Below are 21,664 nucleotides of genomic sequence, written 5' to 3'. Positions count from 1 at the left end.
ATGGATTTGGGATTGAGGGGCCAGACGGCATTCATCACGGGCGGCAGCATGGGCATCGGCAAGGCCATTGCCCAGCAACTGGCCGGTGAAGGCGTGAACGTCGTGCTCGCCGCACGGCGCATGGAGCATCTCGAAGAGGCCGCGGCCGAGATTCGCTCACGCTTGCCGGCCGGTTCGGGAGAGCTCGCTTGCATTTCGGTCGACACGTCGAGCACCCCCTCGGTGGAGGCCGGTGTCGAGCAGGCGGCGAAGCGATTCGGCCGCATCGACATCTTGATCAATGGTGCGGCCCACCCGGGCGGCCTAGTACGTTCCGAACTCGAGGATGCCGATGCGGACGGCCTGTTGAAAGACATCGATATCAAGGTCGTGGGCTATTTCCGCTGCGCAAAGGCCGTCGCGCCAATCATGAAGCGCCAGCGATACGGCCGCATCCTCAACATCGGCGGGCTGACGGGGCGCGGGAGCAAGCAACTGTCGGGCATGCGCAACGTGGCGATCGTCCACATGACGAAGGTGCTGTCCGATCAGTTGGGGCCTTTCAACATCACGGTCAACACGATTCATCCTGGCGTCGTCGAAACGCCGCACATCCACGAGCTCTACGAGAAGGAGGCGGCCAAGCAGGGACTGACGGCCGACCAAGTCGAGCAGAACTACATCAAGGTCACGCCCATTCGCCGCGTGCTCCAGCCGGAGGAAATGGGTTGGATCGCTGCGTTCATGGCCTCACCGAGAGCCGGAGCGATCACGGGAGAGTCGATCGGCGCCGACGGCGGAATCACGCGAGGCATTTTTCTGTAAAGAGGAACAGCGAGTGAACAAAACCATTCTGGTCGCGACCGCCGGCCAGGGAATACTGCGGAGCTCCGATAACGGGAAGTCGTGGAAGCGGCTCGACCTGGATCAGGACATCGAATTCGACGGCGTGGTGCGCAGCCTAGCCGTGCATCCGAGCGACCCCTTCGTGGTGTTCGCCGGTGCCGATGTCGGCCTTTGCAAGAGCACGGACGGCGGCGTCAATTGGAAGCGCATCGATTCGATCCTGAACGGCCAGACGGTATGGTCGATCTGTTTCGATCCGAGCAATCCGAAACACATGCTCTGCGGCACGGGTGCTCCCTCGCGTGCGGGCTTCTTTCGTTCCACCGACGGCGGCGAGAGCTGGACGAAGCTCCCGCCGGAAATTCCGGAGCGGTGCGCCGGCGTGAGCAAGCCACGCGTGTTGACTTGCGCGATCGACCCGTCGAACCCGAGCCATTTGTGGTTCGGTATCGAAGAGGGGGGACTCTTTCGCAGCCGAGACGCAGGGGAAACGTGGGAGCGTATCGATGGCCAGCGAGGCGGTGTCGCCAATTCCGACATCCATTGCGTCACGTTCATTCCCGGCCCGCCGCAGACCTTGCTCGTCGTCGTGGTCAACGCGATTTATGTCTCCAAGGACGATGGCAAGACCTGGAAGGGTTTGAACGCAAAACTGGAATGGACGCTCCGTTACGCGCGCACCGTGCGTGTCCGGCCCGGCACCAACGAAGCGTTCCTCGTCATCGGCGATTCCACTCCCGGTCATACGAGCAAGGTGCTCAAATCGACGGATCTCGGCGAATCGTGGGTCGAGGTGCCGCTGACACAAACGCCCAATTCGGCGTTTTGGGCCGTGGGGGTCAACGATGCGGATCCGCTTCTCATGTTCGCCGGCTCGAAATACGGCCACTTGTTCCGGACCGAGGACGGCGGGCAGACCTGGTTCAAGGAGTGGCGCGAGTTCAGCGAAATCACCGACGTGACATGGACACCGGTATTGACCGTCGACAACCCTCCTCAACACCATTGAGGCCTGACATGGAAAAACCCAACGTCAAACGCACGCACATTGCGCTTTACGTTCGCGATCCGATTGCATCCGGCAAGTGGTACGAAGAAGTGCTCGGCATGGAGGAAACGGCGCGAGGCGAACACTGGGTGTTCATGTCCTTCGGCAAGAAGCACCACGACATCGCCCTGATTCGAACGGACGAGGCGAGACCGCCGATCAAGCGTGGCCTGCAGCACTACGGCCTCGAGATCGGCGATGACGTGACCTACTTGCGGCGCTTGTACGGAATGCTCTTGCGCAAGAACGTGGAAGTCGTGAAGACGACCGATCACAAGATCGGGTACGGCTTGTACTTCAACGATCCTGACGGCAATCGGCTCGAATTCTTTTGCGACCTGGTCTTCGACGATGGCGAGGGCAAGCGCCTCCTCCACGAGTATCACGCGCCCAGCGATCCCATCGATCTGCAACCCTTATTCGACTAACCGGTATCCGGAAATGAAAACGTCATCCAACTTCGAAAGCTTCCAAGTCCGCAAGTGGTACACCCAAATCGACGATACCCTCACGAACGAGAGTGGACTTCACGCCGACGGCGCACCACTGCGAAAAATCGTGATCGCCGCGGCGATCCTCAATCCGTTTGCGGGCCGCAGCGTGCAGGACCTCAGCGAGGTCGTGAATGCTTCGCCCGCGCTGGGCCACGAGTTTGCCCGGCGCATTCGGCAGTTGCTTGGCGATGACACGGTCGAGAGCTACGGCAAAGCGTGCGTCGTGGGCGCGGACGGCGAATACGAGCACGGCAACGCCTTCCTGACGAGTGTGTTCGCCGATCCGGTGCGCGATGCCGTGGGCGGCGGCAAGGCGTGGGTGCCGTCGACGGGCAAGCGCGGCGGCGTCAATACGACGATCGACATCCCCTTGGCTCATAAGGACGCGTTGTACGTGCGCTCGCACTACGACACCGTATCCGTCATGTTCGCCGACGCGCCCAATCGCGACGAAGTCGTCATCGCGTTCGCATTTGCTTCGCGCGGCCGGCTGCACGCGCGGCTCGGCGGCATCAAGGCTTCCGAAATCAAAGGCCAGGACGGGTTGCATTGACGGCCGGCGATAGGGGTGACATGCGATGAGCGAGTGGCAACCGAGAACGGGTGAGTTTCGCAGTGGAGCATTGACGCTGCGATACGTCGAATGGGGGCCGGTGGATGCGCCGCCGGTAATTCTCCTGCATGGCTTGCGAAGCTATGCGATGACATGGGAGCCAACGGCCAGGTTCTTTTCCGAAGACCTGCGATTGATCGCGCTCGATCAGCGAGGACGCGGCGACAGCGATTGGGACCCGGCGTGCAACTACTACACCCAGGCCTACGTCGACGACCTCGAAGCGATGGTGGCTCACCTCGATATCGACACGTTCGTGCTGATGGGCCACTCGCTCGGCGGCACGAATGCATTGGCTTATGCGGCGCGCCACCCCGAGAAGATCCGCGCGCTTGTCATAGAAGACATCGGCCCGGGCTCCTCGATCGCGACCGAAGGCGCAAAACGCATCGTGCACGAAATCGAGTCCACGCCTACGCGCTTCGACGACTGGGATGCCGCGCGGCAGTTCTGGCGGAGCAAGAGGCCGACGATCTCCGAACAAGCATTGAACTCGCGGCTCGATTACACGCTGAAGCAGAATGACGATGGCAGCGTGGTGTGGAAGTACGACGCCGAGGGGATCGGCCGGGCGCGTATCGAGCTCGCGCGGCGGCCCGAGTTGGGGGTGGAACTCTGGCCGATCGTGGAAGGCATCTCTTGTCCTACGCTCGTCGTTCGCGGCGAGCATTCGGACTTCTTGCCGAGATCGACCGCACAGGAGATGTCGCGGCGCAATCCGCGCATCGCGTGGTGCGAAGTCGCGAACGCGGGGCATTACGTTCACGACGACAACGCCGTTGGCTTCCTGCTCGCGCTCGACGATTTTTTTCGGAAGCTGAAAGCCGCGCAAGCCGTTTGAGTTCAACATCATGGAAAAGATCTGTACCAGCGTAGCGATCGTCGGCGCGGGGCCGGTGGGATGCACCGTGGCCAATTTGCTGGGTGTGTACGGCATCGACGCGATTCTGATCGACCGCAGTGAAGACATTCTCCCGTACCCGCGCGCGGTCGGCATGGATGACGAGGCGTTGCGCGTCTTTCAGACGGCCGGCGTCGCCGACGCTTTGCTCGACGACATCATTCAAAACGTTTCGTTGAGGATGTTCACGGCGAAAGGCGGGCTCTTTGCCGACATCCGCCCCGGCACGCGCGAGTTCGGATGGTATCGCCGCAACATCTTCATGCAGCAGCTCGCGGAGGCGACGCTGCGTGAGCATTTGGCGCATTTTCCTCACGTCCGGATGCGGCTCGGAACCGAAGTCATATCGCTTCGGCAGGGCGCGCGGAACGCGACGCTCACGGTGACCGACCGAGACGGCATCGTGCGCGAGATCGAAGCGCAGTATTGCGTGGCCGCCGACGGCGGCCGCAGTACGCTTCGGGACCTCGTCGGCGTGACGTTGGTGGGCAATACGCACCCCATCAAATGGCTCGTCGTGGACGTGCGCAATGCTGAGCTCGACGCGCCCTACACGGCGCTGCACTGCGACCCGAGACGGCCTAACGTATGCATTCATTTGCCCTTCGGTTATCGACGTTGGGAGTTCATGGTGTTTCCGCACGAAGATACGGATCGCCTGGTCGAGGAAGCTTCGGTCAAATCCTTGATTGCGCCGTACGTCCGCGATGCGGATCGTCTGGACGTCGTGCGCGCGCGCATCTACACGCACCACTCGCGCGTGGCGGATCGCTTCGTCGTGGGCCGCACGATGTTTGCCGGCGATGCGGCACATCTGAGCCCGCCCTGGATCGGGCAGGGATTGAACATCGGTTTGCGGGACGCAGGCAATCTCGCATGGAAGCTCGCTGCCGTGGTCAAGGGGCAGATGGATTCGTCGATCTTGACGAGCTATGAAGTGGAGCGACGCAACCACGCCAAGGCGATGATCGATCTTGCCGATACCTTCGGCCGGATTCTCATGCCGACGAGCAACGTCATAGCGTGGCTTCGCGACGCGTTTTTCAAGTCGTTCGGCTCGCTTCGCGCCGTGCGCAACTATGTGCTGCAGATGAAGTTCAAGCCGATGCCCCGCTATGACGGAGGGCTCGTCGTCGAACCGTTGCACGAGGCGGCCGATATTGCCCATACGGCTGTTGGCCGTATGTTCATCCAACCGGACGTCGAAGTCGGGTTTCGAAAAAAACGGAAACTGGACGACGTGCTCGGACCATGGTTCGCGATCGTCGGGTGGCGCACGGATCCCTATGAAGCGCTCGATGAACAGGGGAGAGCGTTTTGGCGCACCATGAATGCCGCCTTCGTCCGCGTCGAGCGTTCGCGCAGCGGTGTGTCGCGAGACGAGCGGCTCGTCGGGTCGGAGACGACGGTGTGCGTCGAGGATCTAGAAAATGCGCTGGAACCTTGGTTCCAGCAGCAAGGGCACACCATCGCGGTCATTCGTCCGGATCGGTACGTGGCGGCGCTCGCCGACCGAGCGTCGTTTGCGGAGGTCACGCGTGCGTTTGCCGCGAAGGTGCGTTCGAAAAGCGATGAATTGGAGGCGGTGCTGTGATACTCGAAGAACGAAGGTACACCTTGATACCCGGCGGCGTGCCGCAATACATCGCGCACTATCGCGCATTGGGGCGCGAATCGCAAGAAAAGCACCTGGGCCAAATGGTGGGCTGCTTCCAATCGGAAGTGGGCGAATTGAATCAACTCGTCTTCCTATGGCGCTACGAGAGTTTGGCCGACCGGGAAGCGCGCCGCGCTGCGCTGATGGCCGATGCGCAGTTCACCGAATTTAGACAGCGCGTGCGGGGCCTGCTGGTGCAACAAAAGAACTGTATTCTCAATGCGGTCATTTTTCCGGGGGCCGAGCGATGAGAGAGACGAATGGAGAGATCGAGCGGATGCCGCTGAGCGATCCCGCTTTGCTGCGCAGCGAGGCCTTCATCGTCAAGCAATCCGGCATGGGGCGAGACGGTTCGCGGTTCAGCATCGACGACTACACGACGCCGAAATATACGGGTATCGCTCGGTTGTGAGATCGCGGCCAGGCGTTGGCGAAGATGCGAAGGTCGGTGGCACCGGCCGCCGCGAGTAGGCTGGCGTATCGAAAAGTCCTTCTGTTTCAGCCCTTTTGGTGCTAATTTTCGCCCCAGAGGTAGCGCACGTTGCGCAGCCCGCACCCGCAAGGAAGATCGCAGTGGACAAGACCTGGGACATCGTCAAAACGGAAGCGGAAATCGCCAAGTTGATGGCGGAGACGGCGAAGCTGAATTTGGAGTCTCGCTGGATGCCGTTCGTCTGGGCTAGCGGCTTGATCCTCGCCGTCATGATGATCACGAAGTTCTTCTTCGAATAGACATCCAAGGGCCGGCGCTAGCCGGCTTTTTACATGAAATATACGGCCCCCACAGCCGAAGACTTCCAGCGTCTCAAGAACGAACTCGGCCGCACCGGCGAATGGATGGCCGAGCTTTTCGGCGTCGCCGGCGGCCAGCAGTGGCGCAAGTACACCGGCGGCGCCGCCCCCAGAGAGATGAGCCCGCAGATGCTGTTCTTTGGCGCAGCGCGGCTCGTGCTGTCTGAAGATGAGTTCGAGCGAGTGCTCGCGAAAATGCGCGAGATCGGCGCGCAGATCGAGCTTTAGCTTTGCTCGCCGGTGAACGCGACGGTACGTTTGCGGCGCTCATCGACGGACAACGAGAACACATCCGGGCGCGCGTAATGACCGACGACGTCGAGGTCGTAGCGGGCGCGCGTCAGTTCGTCCGTATCGATCTCTGCCACCACGAGTCCGGCCTCTCGATATAGCGGCCCCGCGAGGATGTCGCCCAACGGCCCGACGACGACGCTGCCGCCGTTGATGAGCGGCCTGTCGTCATCCCAGTGCACCACCTTCGCGCCGAGCTGTGCCGGCGATGGCTGGACCTGACACGCACTGACCACGAAGCACCGGCCTTCGTGAGCAATGTGACGCATCGAGCATTGCCAGATTTCGCGCTCATCGACAGTCGGCGCACACCAGATCTGCACGCCTTTCGCATACATTGCGGTGCGAAGAAGGGGCATCTGATTTTCCCAGCATATTGCGGCGCCGATCGTCCCCGCGTCCGTTTTTACCGTCGCGAGCGTCGAGCCGTCTCCTTGGCCCCAGATCAAGCGCTCGGTGCCGGTCGGCATCAGCTTGCGGTGCTTTGCGACGAGGCCTTCCCCCGGGTTGAAGAACAGCGCGGTGCAATAGAGCGTGCTGCCGTCACGCTCGATGACGCCGATGACGATGGATGCATCGCACCGAGTGGCGAAGTCCGCGAGCGCCTGCGTCTCTTCCCCGGGAACGTCGATCGCATTGTCGTAGTACCGTGCGAACGCTTCACGCCCTTCAGGCAACCGATAACCCAGACGGGTTCCGAAGATTTCACCCTTCGGGTAGCCGCCCAACAGCGCCTCGGGCAGAACGACGAGCCTGGCGCCGGACGAACGAATCTCGTCTTCGAAAGACAGGATGTGTTCGAGCGTCTGGGCCTTGCCGGCGGCCGATGAGCCGATTTGAAGGGCTGCAACCTTGGATTTGGACATGGCGAATCTCCTTGATCTCCTGTGGGAACGTGCACGAATGTTCTTGCAACGATAAGATTCCGTGAACAGATATCGGAACTATGTGATATGAATAGAATTAATATCGATGACGTCGACCTCAACCTCTTCAAAGTCTTCGAAGCGCTGGCTGAGGAGGGCGGGGCGAGCCGGGCGGCAATCCGCTTGAACATGACGCAGTCGGCTGTCAGTGCGGCGTTGCGGAGGCTGCGCGAGGTGTTTTCCGACGCGCTGTTCGTTCGCACTGGCCGAGGCCTCGCGCCGACATCGCGCGCGAAGGAGCTCAAGCCCATCGTCAGCGAGGCGCTTGACCGTTGTCGGCAGAGCCTGGCTATTGCATCGCCCGAAGCCACGAGCTTTCATGGCCGATCGATTTCCGTGGGCATGTCGGATGACTTCGAGATCGCCCTCGGACGGCAACTCATCGAAACAGTCGCGCGGATGGCACCTGGTGTAAGGCTGATTTACCGGCAGACGCATAGCCAAATCGTCAGCGATGCGTTGGCTAACCAGGAAATGGACCTCGCCGTGTTCGCGGGGGCTTTTGCCGGGCGGGGGCTTCGGCATCAGTTGATCGGCGAAGGAAGCTACGCCTGCCTGATCGACGCTACTCAGCATAAAAAGCGGCGCACCCTCAGCGTCGATGAATTTACATCGAGGGCGCACGTTCTCGTCTCGTCCGGTGGTGTGGTTGGAATCGTCGACGAGGTTCTGGCGGCGATCGGAAAACGCCGAACGGTTATCGCTTCCACTACCCATTTCGCGTCGTTGCCGCACCTGCTGAAGGGTACGAAGGCGGTTGCCACGATTCCAGAGCATGCGGCCGTAGCGATTTCGAGGATGACGGGTCTCGCGTTATTGCCTTGCCCGATCGATCTGCCGAAGTATCCGGTCGCGATGGGCTGGAGAAGCAACGCGATGCGGGATGCCGCGATTGTGAGAGTGCATGCCGCAATCGTTGGCTGCTTCGAGGCGAGCGTGCTCCGTCTTTTAGGCGGAGACGAGCGGTGACGCAGACGGCGACGCGTTGAACTCGACCGGCGCGCTTACCTCTGCGAAGCATGTCGGACTTCGTCCGAAAAAATGCGAGGAACCGCTCGAAGCCGACATCTGAAGGCTAGTATCGGCCGGTGACATACCCGATTGAAATGATGACCATCTCAAATATTCGCCGCCGATCGAGAAGCGCTGACGCCGAGTTACCCCCGCCACCGATTGACAACACCGGCGGCGGTGGCGATGATGGCCGAATGGATGCCAGAATCGTTGCCCTTGAAGCGGCTAATCTTGAAACGCGTGATCGGCTTGCAAGGATCGAGACGCGCTTGACTTCCGTCGCCACCCGCGAGGATCTTCATAAGGAGATCAACGCCCAGACTTGGCGACTGGTGACATTCGTCTGCAGCTTTGGTACCGCACTCGTTGCGGCTACCTACTTCGTCGCCACGCAATTCCGTTAAGCGTTGATCCCTCGAGCTGCCTGGGGCTCCTCGGCGGCGGCCGGGCACGCCGGAGAATTGCATGGAATCCAGAATCTCGGCACTCGAAGCTGCCAGCATAGAGACGCGCCTTGACGCCGTCGCGACCAAGGCTGATCTGCTCGATGTGAAGGCGGATCTTCGTCGTGAAATTAACGCTCAAACCTGGAAGCTCGTGACCTTCGTATGCAGTTTCGGTACGGCACTTGTTGGGGCGACATACTTCATGACCAGGTACGTATAAAATCCGCCGCCTTCGTCTTTACGCGTACTTATCGCCGACCGCCCCGCGGATCGGATGCGTGTCGTAGACGATGATCATCCGCTCGATGAGGCCGTTCTCATCGAATTCGAACACGTCGACACATTCGAATTGGACCGACGTGCCGTCCTTCAGCCCCCAGTCATAGACGAAGTAGCCCGTTGCGCGTCGCGCGCCTGTGGCGCTGACGCAGATGTCGATCGGCGTGATCGTGCTTTGGCCCGACGCCGCATCGACCTTCGAAAAGAAGGGCGCAGGTTCCATCCACCCGAGAAACGGCGAGTGGATTTGCGCGTCGGGCCTGAACAGTGCACAGATCGCGGCCACGTCGCCGCGTTCCAATGCTTCGAGGTAGGTACGAATCTGCCGCGTGTATAGTGTTGCGGACGATGAAGCCATCATCTTTCTCCGATCGTTTATTCGTTGAAATCCCGCTTGCTCGCGTGAGCGGGCATCGCGTACTCGTACGATAGCCACGCCTAGATGACCGAACAATCGAAAAATCCGCAAGCCGGGTATGCGGCGCATGCATACCCGCTGGCGGATTTGACGCGCCCGCTGCCGCCGATCGCTGCCTTGCAGGCATTCGTGACGGCTGCCCACCTCGGCAGCATCAGCAAGGCCGCCGAGCATTTGTGCCGCACGCAAGGTGCGGTGAGCCGCCAGGTTCAGCAGTTGGAGGCACACTATGGCTGTGCGCTATTCTTGCGCCATGCTTCTGGCCTGACGCTGACGACGGAAGGGCACACCTTGCTGAACGTTGCCGTCGACGTACTGAGCCGGTTGGCTGAGCATGCCGACCTCCACGCGGGAACGAAATCGATTCTGACGCTCCGATTGCCGTCCACGTTCGCGATTCGGTGGTTGCTTCCGCGCCTGCGGGACATCCATCATGCGCTTGCCGGCATCGAACTGCGAATCTCGACCTCCGCCGACGATACGCCGGAGTTCGACACACCCGACGTCGACGCGATCATCGTGCGCGGAGCAGGGAGGTGGACAGGGCTTGCGGCCCTACCGCTGTTCGAGGAGACGCTGACACCGCTGTGCACCGCGGAACTGGCGTCGTCGCTGAAATCGCCGGCCGATCTCGCCCGCGTCGTCTTGCTCCATCCGGGCCCGAGCCACGGCGAGTGGCATTGCTGGTTGGATTACGCCAAAGCGTCACAGGTGAACGCCGAAAGCGGGCTCGTTTTCGATACGCTCGAATTGACACTCACCGCGGCCGCACAGGGGCACGGTGTCGCCATCGGCGATCCGAGAATGGCGCGCGAGCGGCTCGAGACGGGCGCATTGGTCGCGCCATTTGGACAGGTCGCGGCGAACGGCTTGGGATACTTTCTCGTCTATCCGCCGCAACGTGCGGGGCAGTCGAAGATTCGCGCGCTTGCCGATGTCCTCGCGAAGATGGCGCAGGCGGATCGATCGATTGGGATGTCGTCGTGATGCCATCTCCGCCTGCCATGCCGCCCGCAGCCCAAGCGTCAGCCGAGCCAGCCCTTGATGCGCGTGCACATGGCTTCGGTCGCGATGCCGTAACGCTCGTGCAGCGTCGGTAACGCACCCGCGTCAAGAAACTCATCAGGCAGCGCAATTTGCCTGAAAGCCGGTGCGACCCCCGCCGTCAGCAATTCCCGCGCGACGGCTTCGCCAAGCCCTCCGATCACCGTGTGATTCTCTGCAACGACGACCATGCGGCCGCTGCGTTTCGCCTCGTGCAGGATCGTTTCCGTATCGAGCGGCTTGATCGTCGGCACGTGCAGCACGGCAACGCCCACGTTGTCGGCTTGCAGCGCTTTCGCGACTTCGAGCGCGCGCATGGTCATGATGCCCGAGGAAATCAGCAGAACGTCGTTCCCGCCGCGCAACAGCTTGGCTTTGCCGAGCTCGAACCGATAATCGTATTCGTCGAGCACTGCGGGCACATTGCCGCGCAGCAGGCGCGCGTAGACGGGCCCTTTATGCGCGGCGATCGCCGGGACCATTTGTTCGATGTCGAGCGCGTCGCAAGGATCGATCACGGTCATGTTGGGCATCGCACGCATCAGCGCGAGATCCTCCGCGGCCTGGTGGCTCGGGCCATAGCCGGTCGTCAAGCCCGGCAGCGCGCAGACGATCTTAACGTCGAGGTTGTCCTCGGCGATCGTTTGATGGATGAAGTCGTACGCGCGTCGGGTTGCGAACACGGCATACGTCGTGACGAACGGCTGAGCGCCTTCGTGAGCGAAGCCCGCTGCAGCGCCCATCAACAGCTGCTCTGCCATCCCCATTTGGTAGTACCGGTCGGGGAATGCCTTCGCGAAGATGTGCAGGTCGGTGTACTTGCCGAGGTCGGCCGTCATGCCGATCACGTTTTGCTTCACATGCGCCAATTCGACGAGCGCATGACCGAACGGGGCGGAACGCGTGACTTGCCCGTCCGCCGCGATCGAAGCGATCATCGCGGATGTTTTGAGGCGCGGCTTTTTCTCGATGGTGCTCATGCGTGTCTCCCGGCTTCGAGTGCTTCGAGCGCGAGTTGCCACTCGTGCGCATCGACTCGGATGAAATGGTTCTTCTCCCGCTCCTCGAGGAACGGCACGCCGCAACCCATCTTCGTGTCGCAGATGATGATGCGCGGCTGTGGCTCGCCATGACGGCGCGCGTTGTCGAACGCACGCTTGACCGCTTCGATGTCGTTCCCGTCCACGCGCTGGGCGTACCAGCCGAATGCTTCGAGCTTGGGCAGCAGCGGCTCGAATGCCAGGATCTGGGTGGAGGGACCGTCGGCTTGCTGATTGTTGACATCGACGATGGCGATCAGATTGTCGAGCTTCCAGTGCGAGGCCGACATGATGCCTTCCCAGATCGCGCCTTCGTCCAGCTCGCCGTCGGAAAACAGCGTATAGACGAATGCGCTCGAGCCTTTTCGCTTCAAGCCGAGGCAACGGCCGACCGCGATCGTGAGCCCTTGGCCGAGCGAGCCGCCGGACATTTCCATGCCGGGCGTATAGCTGGCCATGCCCGACATCGGAAGGCGGCTGTCGTCGCTGCCGTAGGTTTCGAGTTCGTCGGCGGGCAAGATGCCCGCCTCGAACAGCGCCGCGTAGAGCGCGATGGCATAGTGGCCGTTCGACAGCAGGAAGCGATCGCGGCCTTCCCACTCGGGGTCGTGCGGCCGGTAGCGCATCGCGCCGAAGTACGACACGGCGAGCACGTCGGCGATGTCGAGTGCTTGGCCGATATAGCCTTGCCCTTGGACTTCGCCCATGAGCAACGCATTTCTTCGTACCCGATACGCGCGCTCGGCGAGCGAGACGTCCTCGGTGATGGCTTCGGTGTTCATCAGGACTCCTTGGTATCGAAAGACCGTTGATCTGTTGATCTTTCAGCGATTGACCGACTTGGCCGGAACGAGGAACACGAGCAGTGCGCCCAATGTGACGGCCAGGGCGATGAAAATGAGCCCCGCCGTCGATTTGCCCGTGATGTCGTTGAGCCAGCCGACGATTGCCGGCGAGAAGAAGCCGGCTAGGTTGGCGAAACAGTTGACGGCGGCGATGCCCGCGGCGGCCGAAACGCCGCCGAGCAATGCGGTCGGCAACGACCAGAACTGCGACGATGCTGCAAGAATGCCGGCCGATGCGATGCTCAGGCAGACGATCGAGGCCGCGACGCTGCCCAGCATCGGCAGCGTGGCGAAGCCGGCGACGGCGACGAGCATCGGAATCGCGAGGTGAAAGCGGCGCTCGCGAAGACGGTCCGCGCTCATGCCGATGAGCGGCAGCGCGACGATCGCGCAGAGATAGGGAATGGCGGTGAACAGTCCCACCCACAGCGGGTCCGACACGCCGGCCTTGCGAATGATGGTCGGCAGCCAGAACGTGAGACCGTACTGGCCGAGCACGACGCAGAAATAGATGGCGGCCAACAGCCATAGGCGGCGGTCGCCGATGAATGCCTTGATGGAGCCGTGCGCGGTCTTGTGGGTGTCGTCGCCCTGGACGTTGCGTGCGAGCAGGCGTTTTTCGGCATCGGTGAGCCACTTGGCGCCGGCAATGCCGTCGTCGAGATAGAGCAGGATCACGACGCCGAGCACCAGGGAAGGCACGGCTTCGAGCAGGAACAGCCATTTCCATCCCGTCAGCGACAGCGTGCCTTGCAGCGAATGCATGATCCATCCCGACAACGGCCCGCCAAAAATGCCTGCGAGCGGAATGGCCATGAAGAAGATCGACAACGCCTTCGCGCGCCGCTCGCTGGGGTACCAATAGGTCAAGTAAAGGATGACGCCGGGCGCGAAACCGGCTTCGGCGATGCCGAGCAAGAAGCGCAGCGCATAGAATGCCGTCGGCGTCTTGACGAAGATGAAGCAGGCGGAGATGGCGGCCCACGTCAGCATGATTCGGGCGAGCCATTTGCGGGCGCCGACTTTGTGCAGGATGACGTTGCTCGGCACTTCGAACAAGAAGTAGCCGAGGAAGAAGATGCCTGCCCCCATGCCGTAAATCGTTTCGCTGAAACGCAGATCGTTCAGCATCTGCAGTTTCGCGAAGCCGACGTTCACGCGGTCGAGGTAAGCGCCGAGGTAGCACAGCATCAGGAACGGAATGATTCTGCGGCTGACCTTCGCATAGGTTCTAGCCTCGAACGTCGGCGAGCTGATGTTGCCGTCGGCGATCGCGTCTTCCGTGGCGGGCGATGCCGCGTAAGTGGATTTCATCGTTTGTCTCCTGGGGGCCTAGTGCTCGGCGATCCATGCGCGGCATGCGTGCGTACCGCTGTCCGCGCAATGGTCCGGTCCGAACTCCAGGTCTCGTTCCCGTGTCGTTTCGTGTTATGCCGGGTAACCGGTTCCCGCACTGCTTAGCGCGGCGCAGTCGTTAGTGGATCAGCATGCCGCCGTTGACGTCGAGCGTGATGCCGGTCAGATAGGCCGACAGATCGCTGACCAGAAAGAGGCACGCGTTGGCGACGTCGGCGGCATCGCCGAGCCGGCCGAGCGGAATGCCCTTGATGATGTCCACTCGCATTTCCGGCGTGAGCTTGTCGCCCGTGATGTCGGTTTGAATGAGGCCGGGGGTGATGGCGTTCACGCGGATATGGTCGGAGCCGAACTCGCGTGCCATCGCTTTGGCAAGGCCGAGCACGCCGGCTTTCGCGGCGCTGTAATGCGGGCCGCCGAAAATCCCGCCGCCGCGCTGGGCGGAAACGGACGACATGCAAACGATGCTGCCGCGCTTTTGCTCTTTCATCGCCGGGATCACGGCCTGCGACATGTAGAGCGTGCCGCGCAGATTGACGTCGACGATCGCATCGAAATCCTTGCCGCCGATATCGAGCGTTCGCACGGGTTGCGTGATGCCGGCGTTGTTGACGAGGCCGTCGATTACGCCGTACCGCTCGAGTGTGGCGCGGGCGGCCGATAGGCAGGCCGTTTTATCGGTCACGTCGCAGGCAAGGCCGAGATGGCCCTGGCCTAGATCCGCCGCTGCCGCCTCGGCATCTTCCTTGCGCAAGTCTAGGACGACGACATGTGCGCCTTGCGCGGCGAGTGCCTTCGCCGTTGCTTTGCCGATGCCGCGGGGCGAGGCGGCGCCGGTGACCATGATGACCTTGTTCTCGAGCAACATCGATTGTCTCCTGTGTTTCGATGGGTGCCCGTAGTGTTCGCCCAAGGGGCGACTGAAACAACGCGGAAACGCTCAACAATGGCTGAGAAAAATTCAGATAAGCGGTGTGCTCGCTCAGGCGCGCGCGGAAGCCTCGCGCTCCATCCATGCGAGAAAGCGTTCGACGCGCGGCAAGTCGGCGTTTTGAGTCGGGTAAACGAGGTGATGAGCGCCGACCTCGACGGAATGCGTGTCGTCGAAAACGGGGACCAATACCCCCTCCTTGATCCGCACCGACGCGAGCATGAGGCTTTCGAGCGCGATGCCGAGACCGAGCGCCGCCGTTTCGATCGACATGTATGAGCGATCGAACGAAAAATCGAATGTCTTTTGCGCGGCGGGCACGCCCGTGCGGCCGAACCACTGCTTCCACTGAACGAGCGGCGTTTCCGAGTAAATCAGGCGATGGGCGAGCAGGTCAGCCGGGGCGTCGACCGGATGCCGCTCGAGATACGCCGGCGAAGCAAGCGGAGCGATGCGTTCGCCGCGAATCGTCCGGACTTCGAGGTTGCTCCAGTTGCCGTAGCCGTGGCGGATGTCGACGTCGTAGTAGCCGCTCGAGAACGAGATGTCCTCGTATGAGCAGGCGAGGTTCAGTTGAATGTCGCCGTTTGCTTCCTGGAACGAGGACAGCCGCGGCAGCAGCCACATGAGCCCGAAGCTCGGGCTCGAATGCACGCGCAGGATGTCCACTTCCTTGCGGCTCGACGCGCGCTCGGTGGCACGGCTCAGATCGGCCAGTGAACCCGTTACGTCGGAGAGATAGCGGTCGCCCGTCGGCGTGAGCACGAGGCCGCGCCCCGAGCGTTGGAAGAGCGGCTGGCCGATGATCGACTCGAGGTTGCTCAGTTGATGGCTGACCGCGGAGGCGGTGAGCCCGAGCTCCTCAGCTGCGCGATTGACGCTTTTCGTTCTGGCGACGCTTTCGAACGCGATGATGGCTTTCAGCGGTGGGATACGCATCGTGAAATTTTTTTCAGTCGCAGTTGAGCAAAACCGCATTGCTCCGGCGCGCAGGGCGCTGCCATCCTGTCGACAAGCACACGGCATCGAAGGCTCGACGATGAAGCCGGCCCTGTGCAGGCGGGATCCGTTTTCGAATCCCAGCTTCATACAGAAATGACGCAGTGCATCACTGCGCAGGAGACATCCGTGCATTATCCCCACTTCGGTTCCCGGGCGCGAACCCCGACACGAAAAAAAAACTAGGCAACGCCCTCGTCGGATTGCCTTTGCCATTTTCATTCCTGCCTTTCGCCGGCTCGCCGCGAGCGATGCAATCGGCGTCCGCCGTCGGAGATTGAAGAGATGAATTCACAGCCGTATTTGCTGTCGGCTCGTTCGATCGTGAAGCGTTTCGGGCCAACCAGCGTGCTCAATGGCTTCGATTTGTCGATCGCGCGCGGCGAGGTGCATGCGTTTCTAGGAGGCAATGGGGCCGGCAAGTCGACGCTGATCAAGATCATCTCCGGTCAGCATGAACGAGACGGCGGCACGCTCGAGTTCGATGGACAAGCGCTGGGTGCCTCCGTCGCCGCGCACGTCGATGCCGGCGCCATTGCGGTGGTCAACCAGGAGTTGGCGCTGCTGCCGCATTTGTCCGTCGCGGAGAACATTGCGCTGCCGCGGTTCCGGCGCGCAGCACATCGGTACAGCGAGCGCGCATCGGAGGCCATTGCAGAGGAAGCCCTGTCGCTGATCGATCGTCGTTTTGCGCGCGAATCGGTGCGGCGCATGGTCGGCGATCTGACGCTGCACGAGCGGCAATTGGTGGAGATCGCGCGTTCGCTCGGTTCAGGCGCCAAGTTGCTGCTGCTCGACGAGCCCACCGCGAACTTGACGGCCGCCGAGACTGCACGGCTGTTCGCCGTGATTCGCCGCCTCGTCGCCGAGAAGGGCTTGGCCGTGCTTTTCGTTTCGCACCGCATGCGGGAAATTCGGCAGATCGCCGATGTTTGCACGGTGATTCGCGACGGCAGGACGGCGATCGACCGAGTCGCGCTCAATGCCGTCACCGACAGTGAGATCGTCGAATGCATGGGGCAGGGCATTCCGTCCGAAGAAAGCGCGGAAGAGCGCGGGCCCAATCGGGCGCGCGCTGCGGTTCGGAGCGAGGCGGCCGCAGCGGACACAGCGGGGCATGACGCGATCACGATCGCGCATGCGGGCATCCGTCTCACGATCCACTCAGGCGCCATTGTCGGGCTTGCCGGTGCACCGACGGGCCCCACGGCGCTGATCGAGGCCTTGACCGGGCTCGCTGTGCACGATGCGTGGGAGGTCGAGCGCAACGGCAAGCCAATGCGATGCGCGAGCTCGGCCGCGGCGGCGCGCGCCGGCGTCGGCTTCGTTTCGGGCGATCGCGGCAACAAGGGCATTCTCGCCACGCTGCCGATCATCGACAACCTCATGGCGGCCCGACGCGTCGTCGAGCGGCGCGGCTTGACGAGCCGTGCCGAACCGCGGGAGGCCGCCGGCCTCGTCGATGCCCTCGAGATCCGAGCGCGTTCGCTCTGGGATCTGCCGTCGACGTTGAGCGGGGGAACGCAGCAAAAGTTGCTCGTCGCGCGCTGGCTCATGCTGAAGCCCAAGCTGCTGGTGCTGGAGGAGCCGACGCGCGGCGTCGATATCCGCACCAAGCGCGAGATCTACGCGCTGATCCGGAAGATGGCGGCGCAAGGCACGGCCGTCATCTGGTGGTCTACGGAGTATGTCGAACTCGTCGAACTGTGCGACACCGTGCTGGCATTCGATCTAGATGGGCGCCCGACGCGCGTGCTCTGCGATGAGCAGGTAAACGAGGCGGGGCTCGCCGACGCCACGGGCATGGCCGCGTGAGCGCATCCGGCTCGCGCGCAAAACATTTCAATCTGGAGACAAGCTGATGAAGTCAGTCACGCATCCGCTCGCAACCGAGCAGCGTCGGGCCGGCGGTGGCCTCAAGCGCCTACTGTCGACGTATCGAACGGAAATCGCGATCGCGATCGCCATCGTGATCGTCGAGTTGGCCGTCGGCATGGTGGTGCCGGCTGCGCTCTCCGGCGGCAATATCGCCAACGTGATGCAGGCGGCCGCCCCGCTCGTGATCATGTCGTTCGGCGTGCTGCTCGTCATCATCACCGGCGGGATCGATCTATCGGTCGGCTCGGTATTTTCGTTGACGGGCATGGTGACCGGGCTCGCCATGGCGCATGGGTATGGTGCGATCGCGAGCAGCCTGGCCGGGTTGGCGGTCGGCATCGTCATCGGTCTGATGAACGGTGCGCTCGTCACGTTCGTGGGGCTCGCCCCGTTCGTCGTCACGTTGAGCACGTATGCGATCGCCGGCAGCCTGTCCTTCATCGTGACCAACGGCAATTCTCTACCGATTTCCGATCCGAACTATTGGCTGCTCGATGCGGGCGCGTTGATCCCAGGCGTACCGAACTATCTGCTCTGGAGCGTGTTGCTGCTCGTTGCGATCGAGTTCTCGCTGCGCAAGCTCGTGGCGGGGCGCTGGCTTTATGCCGTCGGCAGCAGCAGCGCATCCGCCCGCGTGATCGGCGTCCCCGTCGGCCGCGTGCGGCTTGCCGCCTATCTGCTGTCGGGGTTGCTCGCATCGTTCGCGGGCATCGTCAGCGTGTCGTACGTCAGCAATGCGGAAGCGACGGCGGGGGCGAGCCTCATGCTGCAGTCCATTGCCGCCGTCGTGATCGGCGGCGCGAGCCTCTTCGGCGGCACCGGCTCCGCGATCGGTGCGCTGCTCGGCTCGCTGATGATCACGATCATTCAAAACGGCGCAAACCTGATTGGCGTGAATAGCTTCTGGCAAGGCACCGTCACGGGCATCGTCATTCTTATCGCGGTCCTCGTCGACCGCATCACCAAAGCACGGCGCTGAGCCGCATCAACGAGGCTGAAGGAGACACGCATGAACATCACCCCTATGAAGCAATGCGGCGGCGCGAAGCCGTTGGCAAGATGGATCGCGGCTGCGGCCGTGACGATCGGCTCCGTATTCGCATCGCAAGCGGGCTTCGCGCAGGCGAAGCAGACGGTCGCCTATATCGCGCCTTCGCTCGATATTTCGTACTGGCAATGGGTCGGCTACGGTGTGAAGCAGCGGGCGCAGGAACTCGGGATGAACTACGTCGAATTCACGTCGGAGAACTCGCCGGCAAAGCAGATGGACAACATCCACACTGCGTTGACGCGCGGCGTCAGCGCGATCGTCATGGGGCCCGTCAGTTCGACGAGCACGCCTCCCGTTCTGCGCGTGCTGAAAGAGAAAGCCGTGCCGATCGCCTTCGCCGGGATCGGTCCGCAAGCCGGTCAGACGGATTTCACATCGGCCGTGACGGCAAACAACTACGAAACGGGCAAGGCGGAGGGCTCGTACGTTTGCAAACTGGCGAAGGCGCGCGGCGGCAACAAGGTCGCCATGCTCTCGCTTCCGCTCGACCGGGAGAATGCGCAGAAGTACATGAAAGGGGCGCAGGAATCGTTCAAAGCCGACGGCTGCGATCTCGTTCAAGTGCTGCAGACGCATGGCCTGACGGTAAACGAAGCGATTTCGCAAGCGAACGATATTCTGACGGCTCACCCCGACGTCAAAGCGATCTACGGGATGTACGATGAAGCCGCCATCGGTGCGGCGAAGGCGCTGCAAACGCGAGGCCTTACGGGCAAGGTGGCCGTCGTCACGGCTGACGGCAGCCCGACGACGATCCATCTGCTGCGCGACGGGTCGATTCAAGGCATCTTCCTGCAAGAAGCCGTCGGGCAGGGTATCGATGCGACGACTCAGGTATTCGATGCGCTCAATCACAAGGCGACTACGCAAGCACTCGCGCTGAAGGAGCCGCTCGTGACACACGACACGATCGATCAGCCCGAGGCGCAAGCCAAGCTCAAGCGCGTTTATCCGCCTTCGGCCGGCAGTTATTGATCCTTTCGAGCCGGACGCCGCCCGCATCGACGCGGGGCGGCTCCGTCCGCTTTCGCGCAGCTTTGGAGACATCATCGTGGATAGCCTGCCCATTATCGATCCGCATCATCACCTTTACGACCTGAAGACGGGACACTATCCGTGGTTGCAGGGGCCGATGCTCGACCGCGTGTTCGGCGATTACTCGGCCATCCGCAAGGACTATCTGATCGAAGATTTCCTGGCCGACATCAAGCACCAGAACGTGGTGAAGACCGTGCATCTTCAGGTCGAGTACGACCATAACGATCCGGTTGCCGAAACGCGATGGCTGCAAAGCGTCGCAAACGAGCACGGCTATCCGCACGGCATCGTCGGGTTCGCCGATCTGTCTTCGGACGACGTGCAAGCCGTGCTCGAGGCGCATTGCGAATTTCCGAACGTGCGCGGCATTCGCCAATGCCTGAACTACCATCGTGACCCCGTGAAGACGTTCATCGACAACCCGCATTTGATGATCGATCCGCGCTGGCGGCGAGGGTATGCGTTGCTCGCGCGCTATGGGCTGTCGTTCGATCTGCAGCTCTACTACACGCAAATGGAGGAAGCGCTGGCGCTGGCGCGCGATTTTCCCGATACGCCCATCGTGCTCAACCATACGGGAATGCCCGTCGATCGCACGCCGGAGGACATCGAAGGATGGAAGAAAAGCATGATGCTGCTGGCGTCGGCACCGAACGTCTCGTGCAAGATTTCGGGGCTCGGCATGGGCGATTGGACGTGGACCGTCGATAGCATCCGGCCGTTCGTGCTGCATGCCATCGAAGCGTTTGGGGCCGAGCGGTGCATGTTCGCGAGCAACTTCCCCGTCGATAAGCTCTTCAGCAGCTATGACGGCGTGTTCGACGCGTTCAAGGCCATCACGCAAGATTTTTCCGCGCAGGAGCGGTGCGCGCTGTTTCACGACAACGCGCAGCGCGTTTATCGGCTCTAGCCGACTGACGCTATCTTGCTGAGCGGCGCGCTATTGTTCCTCGACGTCCGGTTTCAACGCGCCGCTGATCCACCGCTCTTCGGATGCCATGAGATGTGCGCGAATGGCGGTTTGCGCCGCGATCGGGTCTCCGGCCTGCAGCGCCCGCAGTACCGTTTCGTGCTCCTGCACGGCTGCCGTCCAGGTTTGCGCGCTCTCAGCGTGGCCGCGCATGGCCGCCGCGATCGGATCGTGGCGGCTGTCGAATAACTCTCCCATATAACGGCTCAGCACCGAGTTGCCCGCGGCTTCCGCGATCAGCATGTGGAACTGCCGGTCCGCCTCCACGGGCGATTTGCCCGCGGCTGCGAGTCGACGCATCCGCTCGACGGTGCGGCGCAGCCGATCGAGCATGGCCGCGGTCATCCGCGCCGTGGCCAGCACGATCACGCTGCCTTCGATCGCTGCCCGCGCCTGCATCAATTCCGATGGGCTGTCGCCGAGCGCCCCCACTGGGCCGGCATCTTCCGCGCTGGCGTCGCTGACATAGACCCCCGATCCCATTCGGATCTCCACCTGTCCGCCGATCTCGAGCGCGATCAACGCTTCGCGCAGCGACGGACGCGACACCCCCAGCTTCAGCGCGAGCTCGCGCTCGGGCGGCAGACGCTCCCCCGGCGGAAATTCGCCTTGACGGATCAAGGCGAGGATCTGCGTGGCGACGGATTGGTAAAGCCGCTTCGGTTCTGTCGATTTCATGGTGCGGAGGATTGAGTTGCCGCTCGGGAGGACCCAGCTTGCGCCGAAGTCTAGCACGGAGCCTTGTCTGGGCTGGCCGGCGGGCGATTTCTGGATATATCGGGGTTTTCACTATTGGTAAGATCGCTCG

At 62.1% G+C, this 21,664-nt stretch carries 26 protein-coding genes; 18 read left to right on the top strand and 8 right to left on the bottom strand.

Annotation, left to right across the window (positions count from 1 at the left end; genetic code table 11):
* The 10 genes from ACTHNZ_RS15375 (at position 1) to ACTHNZ_RS15330 (ending at position 6,558) form a co-directional block, all read left to right on the top strand.
* Entirely contained in the window at positions 1-804 is an 804-nt protein-coding gene (locus tag ACTHNZ_RS15375; RefSeq protein ID WP_440543375.1) for an SDR family NAD(P)-dependent oxidoreductase, read from the top strand.
* 13 nt (positions 805-817) lie between these two features.
* Positions 818-1,834, top strand: coding sequence for a WD40/YVTN/BNR-like repeat-containing protein (locus tag ACTHNZ_RS15370; protein ID WP_440543374.1), 1,017 nt, complete (start codon positions 818-820; stop codon positions 1,832-1,834).
* Positions 1,835-1,842: 8 nt separating this feature from the next.
* Positions 1,843-2,301 (top strand): VOC family protein, encoded by a 459-nt coding sequence (locus tag ACTHNZ_RS15365; protein WP_440543373.1) that lies wholly within the window; start codon positions 1,843-1,845, stop codon positions 2,299-2,301.
* Between the two features lie 13 nt (positions 2,302-2,314).
* Positions 2,315-2,920, top strand: coding sequence for an amino acid synthesis family protein (locus ACTHNZ_RS15360; protein ID WP_440543372.1), 606 nt, complete (start codon positions 2,315-2,317; stop codon positions 2,918-2,920).
* Between the two features lie 25 nt (positions 2,921-2,945).
* Positions 2,946-3,821 (top strand): alpha/beta fold hydrolase, encoded by an 876-nt coding sequence (locus ACTHNZ_RS15355; protein ID WP_440543371.1) that lies wholly within the window; start codon positions 2,946-2,948, stop codon positions 3,819-3,821.
* Positions 3,822-3,831: 10 nt separating this feature from the next.
* Complete coding sequence (locus ACTHNZ_RS15350) at positions 3,832-5,475, top strand: bifunctional 3-(3-hydroxy-phenyl)propionate/3-hydroxycinnamic acid hydroxylase (protein WP_440543370.1); 1,644 nt, start codon at positions 3,832-3,834, stop codon at positions 5,473-5,475.
* Positions 5,472-5,789, top strand: a complete 318-nt coding sequence (locus tag ACTHNZ_RS15345) for an NIPSNAP family protein (RefSeq protein WP_440543369.1) — start codon at positions 5,472-5,474, stop codon at positions 5,787-5,789. Before ACTHNZ_RS15350 ends, ACTHNZ_RS15345 begins: the two co-directional genes overlap by 4 nt.
* Positions 5,786-5,950, top strand: coding sequence for a hypothetical protein (locus ACTHNZ_RS15340; protein WP_440543368.1), 165 nt, complete (start codon positions 5,786-5,788; stop codon positions 5,948-5,950). The genes ACTHNZ_RS15345 and ACTHNZ_RS15340 overlap by 4 nt, the downstream gene beginning before the upstream one ends.
* Before the next feature lie 161 nt (positions 5,951-6,111).
* A complete protein-coding gene (locus tag ACTHNZ_RS15335; RefSeq protein WP_440543367.1) occupies positions 6,112-6,270 on the top strand; it encodes a hypothetical protein in 159 nt (52 codons plus the stop codon).
* A gap of 33 nt (positions 6,271-6,303) precedes the next feature.
* Positions 6,304-6,558 carry a hypothetical protein gene (locus ACTHNZ_RS15330; RefSeq protein ID WP_440543366.1) on the top strand — a complete coding sequence of 85 codons (255 nt, stop codon included), beginning with the start codon at positions 6,304-6,306 and terminating at the stop codon, positions 6,556-6,558.
* Here the strand turns inward: ACTHNZ_RS15330 and ACTHNZ_RS15325 are convergent.
* A complete protein-coding gene (locus tag ACTHNZ_RS15325) occupies positions 6,555-7,487 on the bottom strand; it encodes a carbon-nitrogen hydrolase family protein (protein WP_440543365.1) in 933 nt (310 codons plus the stop codon). The genes ACTHNZ_RS15330 and ACTHNZ_RS15325 overlap by 4 nt on opposite strands.
* 87 nt (positions 7,488-7,574) lie before the next feature.
* Between ACTHNZ_RS15325 and ACTHNZ_RS15320 the strand changes: the two genes are divergently transcribed.
* From ACTHNZ_RS15320 to ACTHNZ_RS15310, 3 genes are all read left to right on the top strand, one after another.
* A complete protein-coding gene (locus ACTHNZ_RS15320) occupies positions 7,575-8,516 on the top strand; it encodes a LysR family transcriptional regulator (protein WP_440543363.1) in 942 nt (313 codons plus the stop codon).
* A gap of 137 nt (positions 8,517-8,653) precedes the next feature.
* Positions 8,654-8,965: a hypothetical protein gene (locus ACTHNZ_RS15315; RefSeq protein ID WP_440543362.1), complete on the top strand. Its 312-nt coding sequence runs from the start codon at positions 8,654-8,656 to the stop codon at positions 8,963-8,965.
* A 61-nt stretch (positions 8,966-9,026) separates the two neighbouring features.
* Positions 9,027-9,227 (top strand): hypothetical protein, encoded by a 201-nt coding sequence (locus ACTHNZ_RS15310; protein ID WP_440543361.1) that lies wholly within the window; start codon positions 9,027-9,029, stop codon positions 9,225-9,227.
* 18 nt (positions 9,228-9,245) lie between these two features.
* Here the strand turns inward: ACTHNZ_RS15310 and ACTHNZ_RS15305 are convergent, their stop codons facing one another.
* Positions 9,246-9,644: a nuclear transport factor 2 family protein gene (locus tag ACTHNZ_RS15305; RefSeq protein WP_440543360.1), complete on the bottom strand. Its 399-nt coding sequence runs from the start codon at positions 9,642-9,644 to the stop codon at positions 9,246-9,248.
* 84 nt (positions 9,645-9,728) lie between these two features.
* On the opposite strand from ACTHNZ_RS15305, the gene ACTHNZ_RS15300 reads away from it, so the two are divergent.
* On the top strand, positions 9,729-10,691 hold the full coding sequence (locus tag ACTHNZ_RS15300; protein ID WP_440543359.1) for a LysR substrate-binding domain-containing protein: 963 nt from the start codon (positions 9,729-9,731) through the stop codon (positions 10,689-10,691).
* A 38-nt stretch (positions 10,692-10,729) separates the two neighbouring features.
* Here the strand turns inward: ACTHNZ_RS15300 and ACTHNZ_RS15295 are convergent, their stop codons facing one another.
* From ACTHNZ_RS15295 to ACTHNZ_RS15275, 5 genes are all read right to left on the bottom strand, one after another.
* A complete protein-coding gene (locus ACTHNZ_RS15295) occupies positions 10,730-11,728 on the bottom strand; it encodes a transketolase family protein (RefSeq protein WP_440543358.1) in 999 nt (332 codons plus the stop codon).
* A complete protein-coding gene (locus tag ACTHNZ_RS15290) occupies positions 11,725-12,570 on the bottom strand; it encodes a transketolase (protein ID WP_440543357.1) in 846 nt (281 codons plus the stop codon). Before ACTHNZ_RS15290 ends, ACTHNZ_RS15295 begins: the two co-directional genes overlap by 4 nt.
* 42 nt (positions 12,571-12,612) lie before the next feature.
* Entirely contained in the window at positions 12,613-13,947 is a 1,335-nt protein-coding gene (locus tag ACTHNZ_RS15285; protein ID WP_440543356.1) for an MFS transporter, read from the bottom strand.
* Positions 13,948-14,107: 160 nt separating this feature from the next.
* A complete protein-coding gene (locus ACTHNZ_RS15280; protein ID WP_440543355.1) occupies positions 14,108-14,857 on the bottom strand; it encodes an SDR family NAD(P)-dependent oxidoreductase in 750 nt (249 codons plus the stop codon).
* Between the two features lie 114 nt (positions 14,858-14,971).
* Positions 14,972-15,859: a LysR substrate-binding domain-containing protein gene (locus ACTHNZ_RS15275; RefSeq protein WP_440543353.1), complete on the bottom strand. Its 888-nt coding sequence runs from the start codon at positions 15,857-15,859 to the stop codon at positions 14,972-14,974.
* 345 nt (positions 15,860-16,204) lie between these two features.
* On the opposite strand from ACTHNZ_RS15275, the gene ACTHNZ_RS15270 reads away from it, so the two are divergent.
* The 4 genes from ACTHNZ_RS15270 (at position 16,205) to ACTHNZ_RS15255 (ending at position 20,796) form a co-directional block, all read left to right on the top strand.
* Positions 16,205-17,734, top strand: coding sequence for a sugar ABC transporter ATP-binding protein (locus tag ACTHNZ_RS15270; protein WP_440543352.1), 1,530 nt, complete (start codon positions 16,205-16,207; stop codon positions 17,732-17,734).
* Between the two features lie 46 nt (positions 17,735-17,780).
* Positions 17,781-18,776, top strand: a complete 996-nt coding sequence (locus ACTHNZ_RS15265) for an ABC transporter permease (RefSeq protein ID WP_440543351.1) — start codon at positions 17,781-17,783, stop codon at positions 18,774-18,776.
* A 30-nt stretch (positions 18,777-18,806) separates the two neighbouring features.
* Complete coding sequence (locus tag ACTHNZ_RS15260; protein WP_440543350.1) at positions 18,807-19,823, top strand: substrate-binding domain-containing protein; 1,017 nt, start codon at positions 18,807-18,809, stop codon at positions 19,821-19,823.
* 85 nt (positions 19,824-19,908) lie between these two features.
* Positions 19,909-20,796, top strand: coding sequence for an amidohydrolase family protein (locus ACTHNZ_RS15255; RefSeq protein ID WP_440543392.1), 888 nt, complete (start codon positions 19,909-19,911; stop codon positions 20,794-20,796).
* 30 nt (positions 20,797-20,826) lie between these two features.
* On the opposite strand, the gene ACTHNZ_RS15250 is transcribed toward ACTHNZ_RS15255, so the two are convergent.
* Entirely contained in the window at positions 20,827-21,534 is a 708-nt protein-coding gene (locus tag ACTHNZ_RS15250; RefSeq protein WP_440543349.1) for a FadR/GntR family transcriptional regulator, read from the bottom strand.
* Positions 21,535-21,664 lie beyond the last annotated feature (130 nt).

It is taken from the genome of Trinickia sp. (assembly GCF_051953955.1).
Classification (GTDB): domain Bacteria; phylum Pseudomonadota; class Gammaproteobacteria; order Burkholderiales; family Burkholderiaceae; genus Trinickia.
Note: the sequence above shows the minus strand (reverse complement) of the source record. Positions and strands in the feature narration are given on the sequence as shown.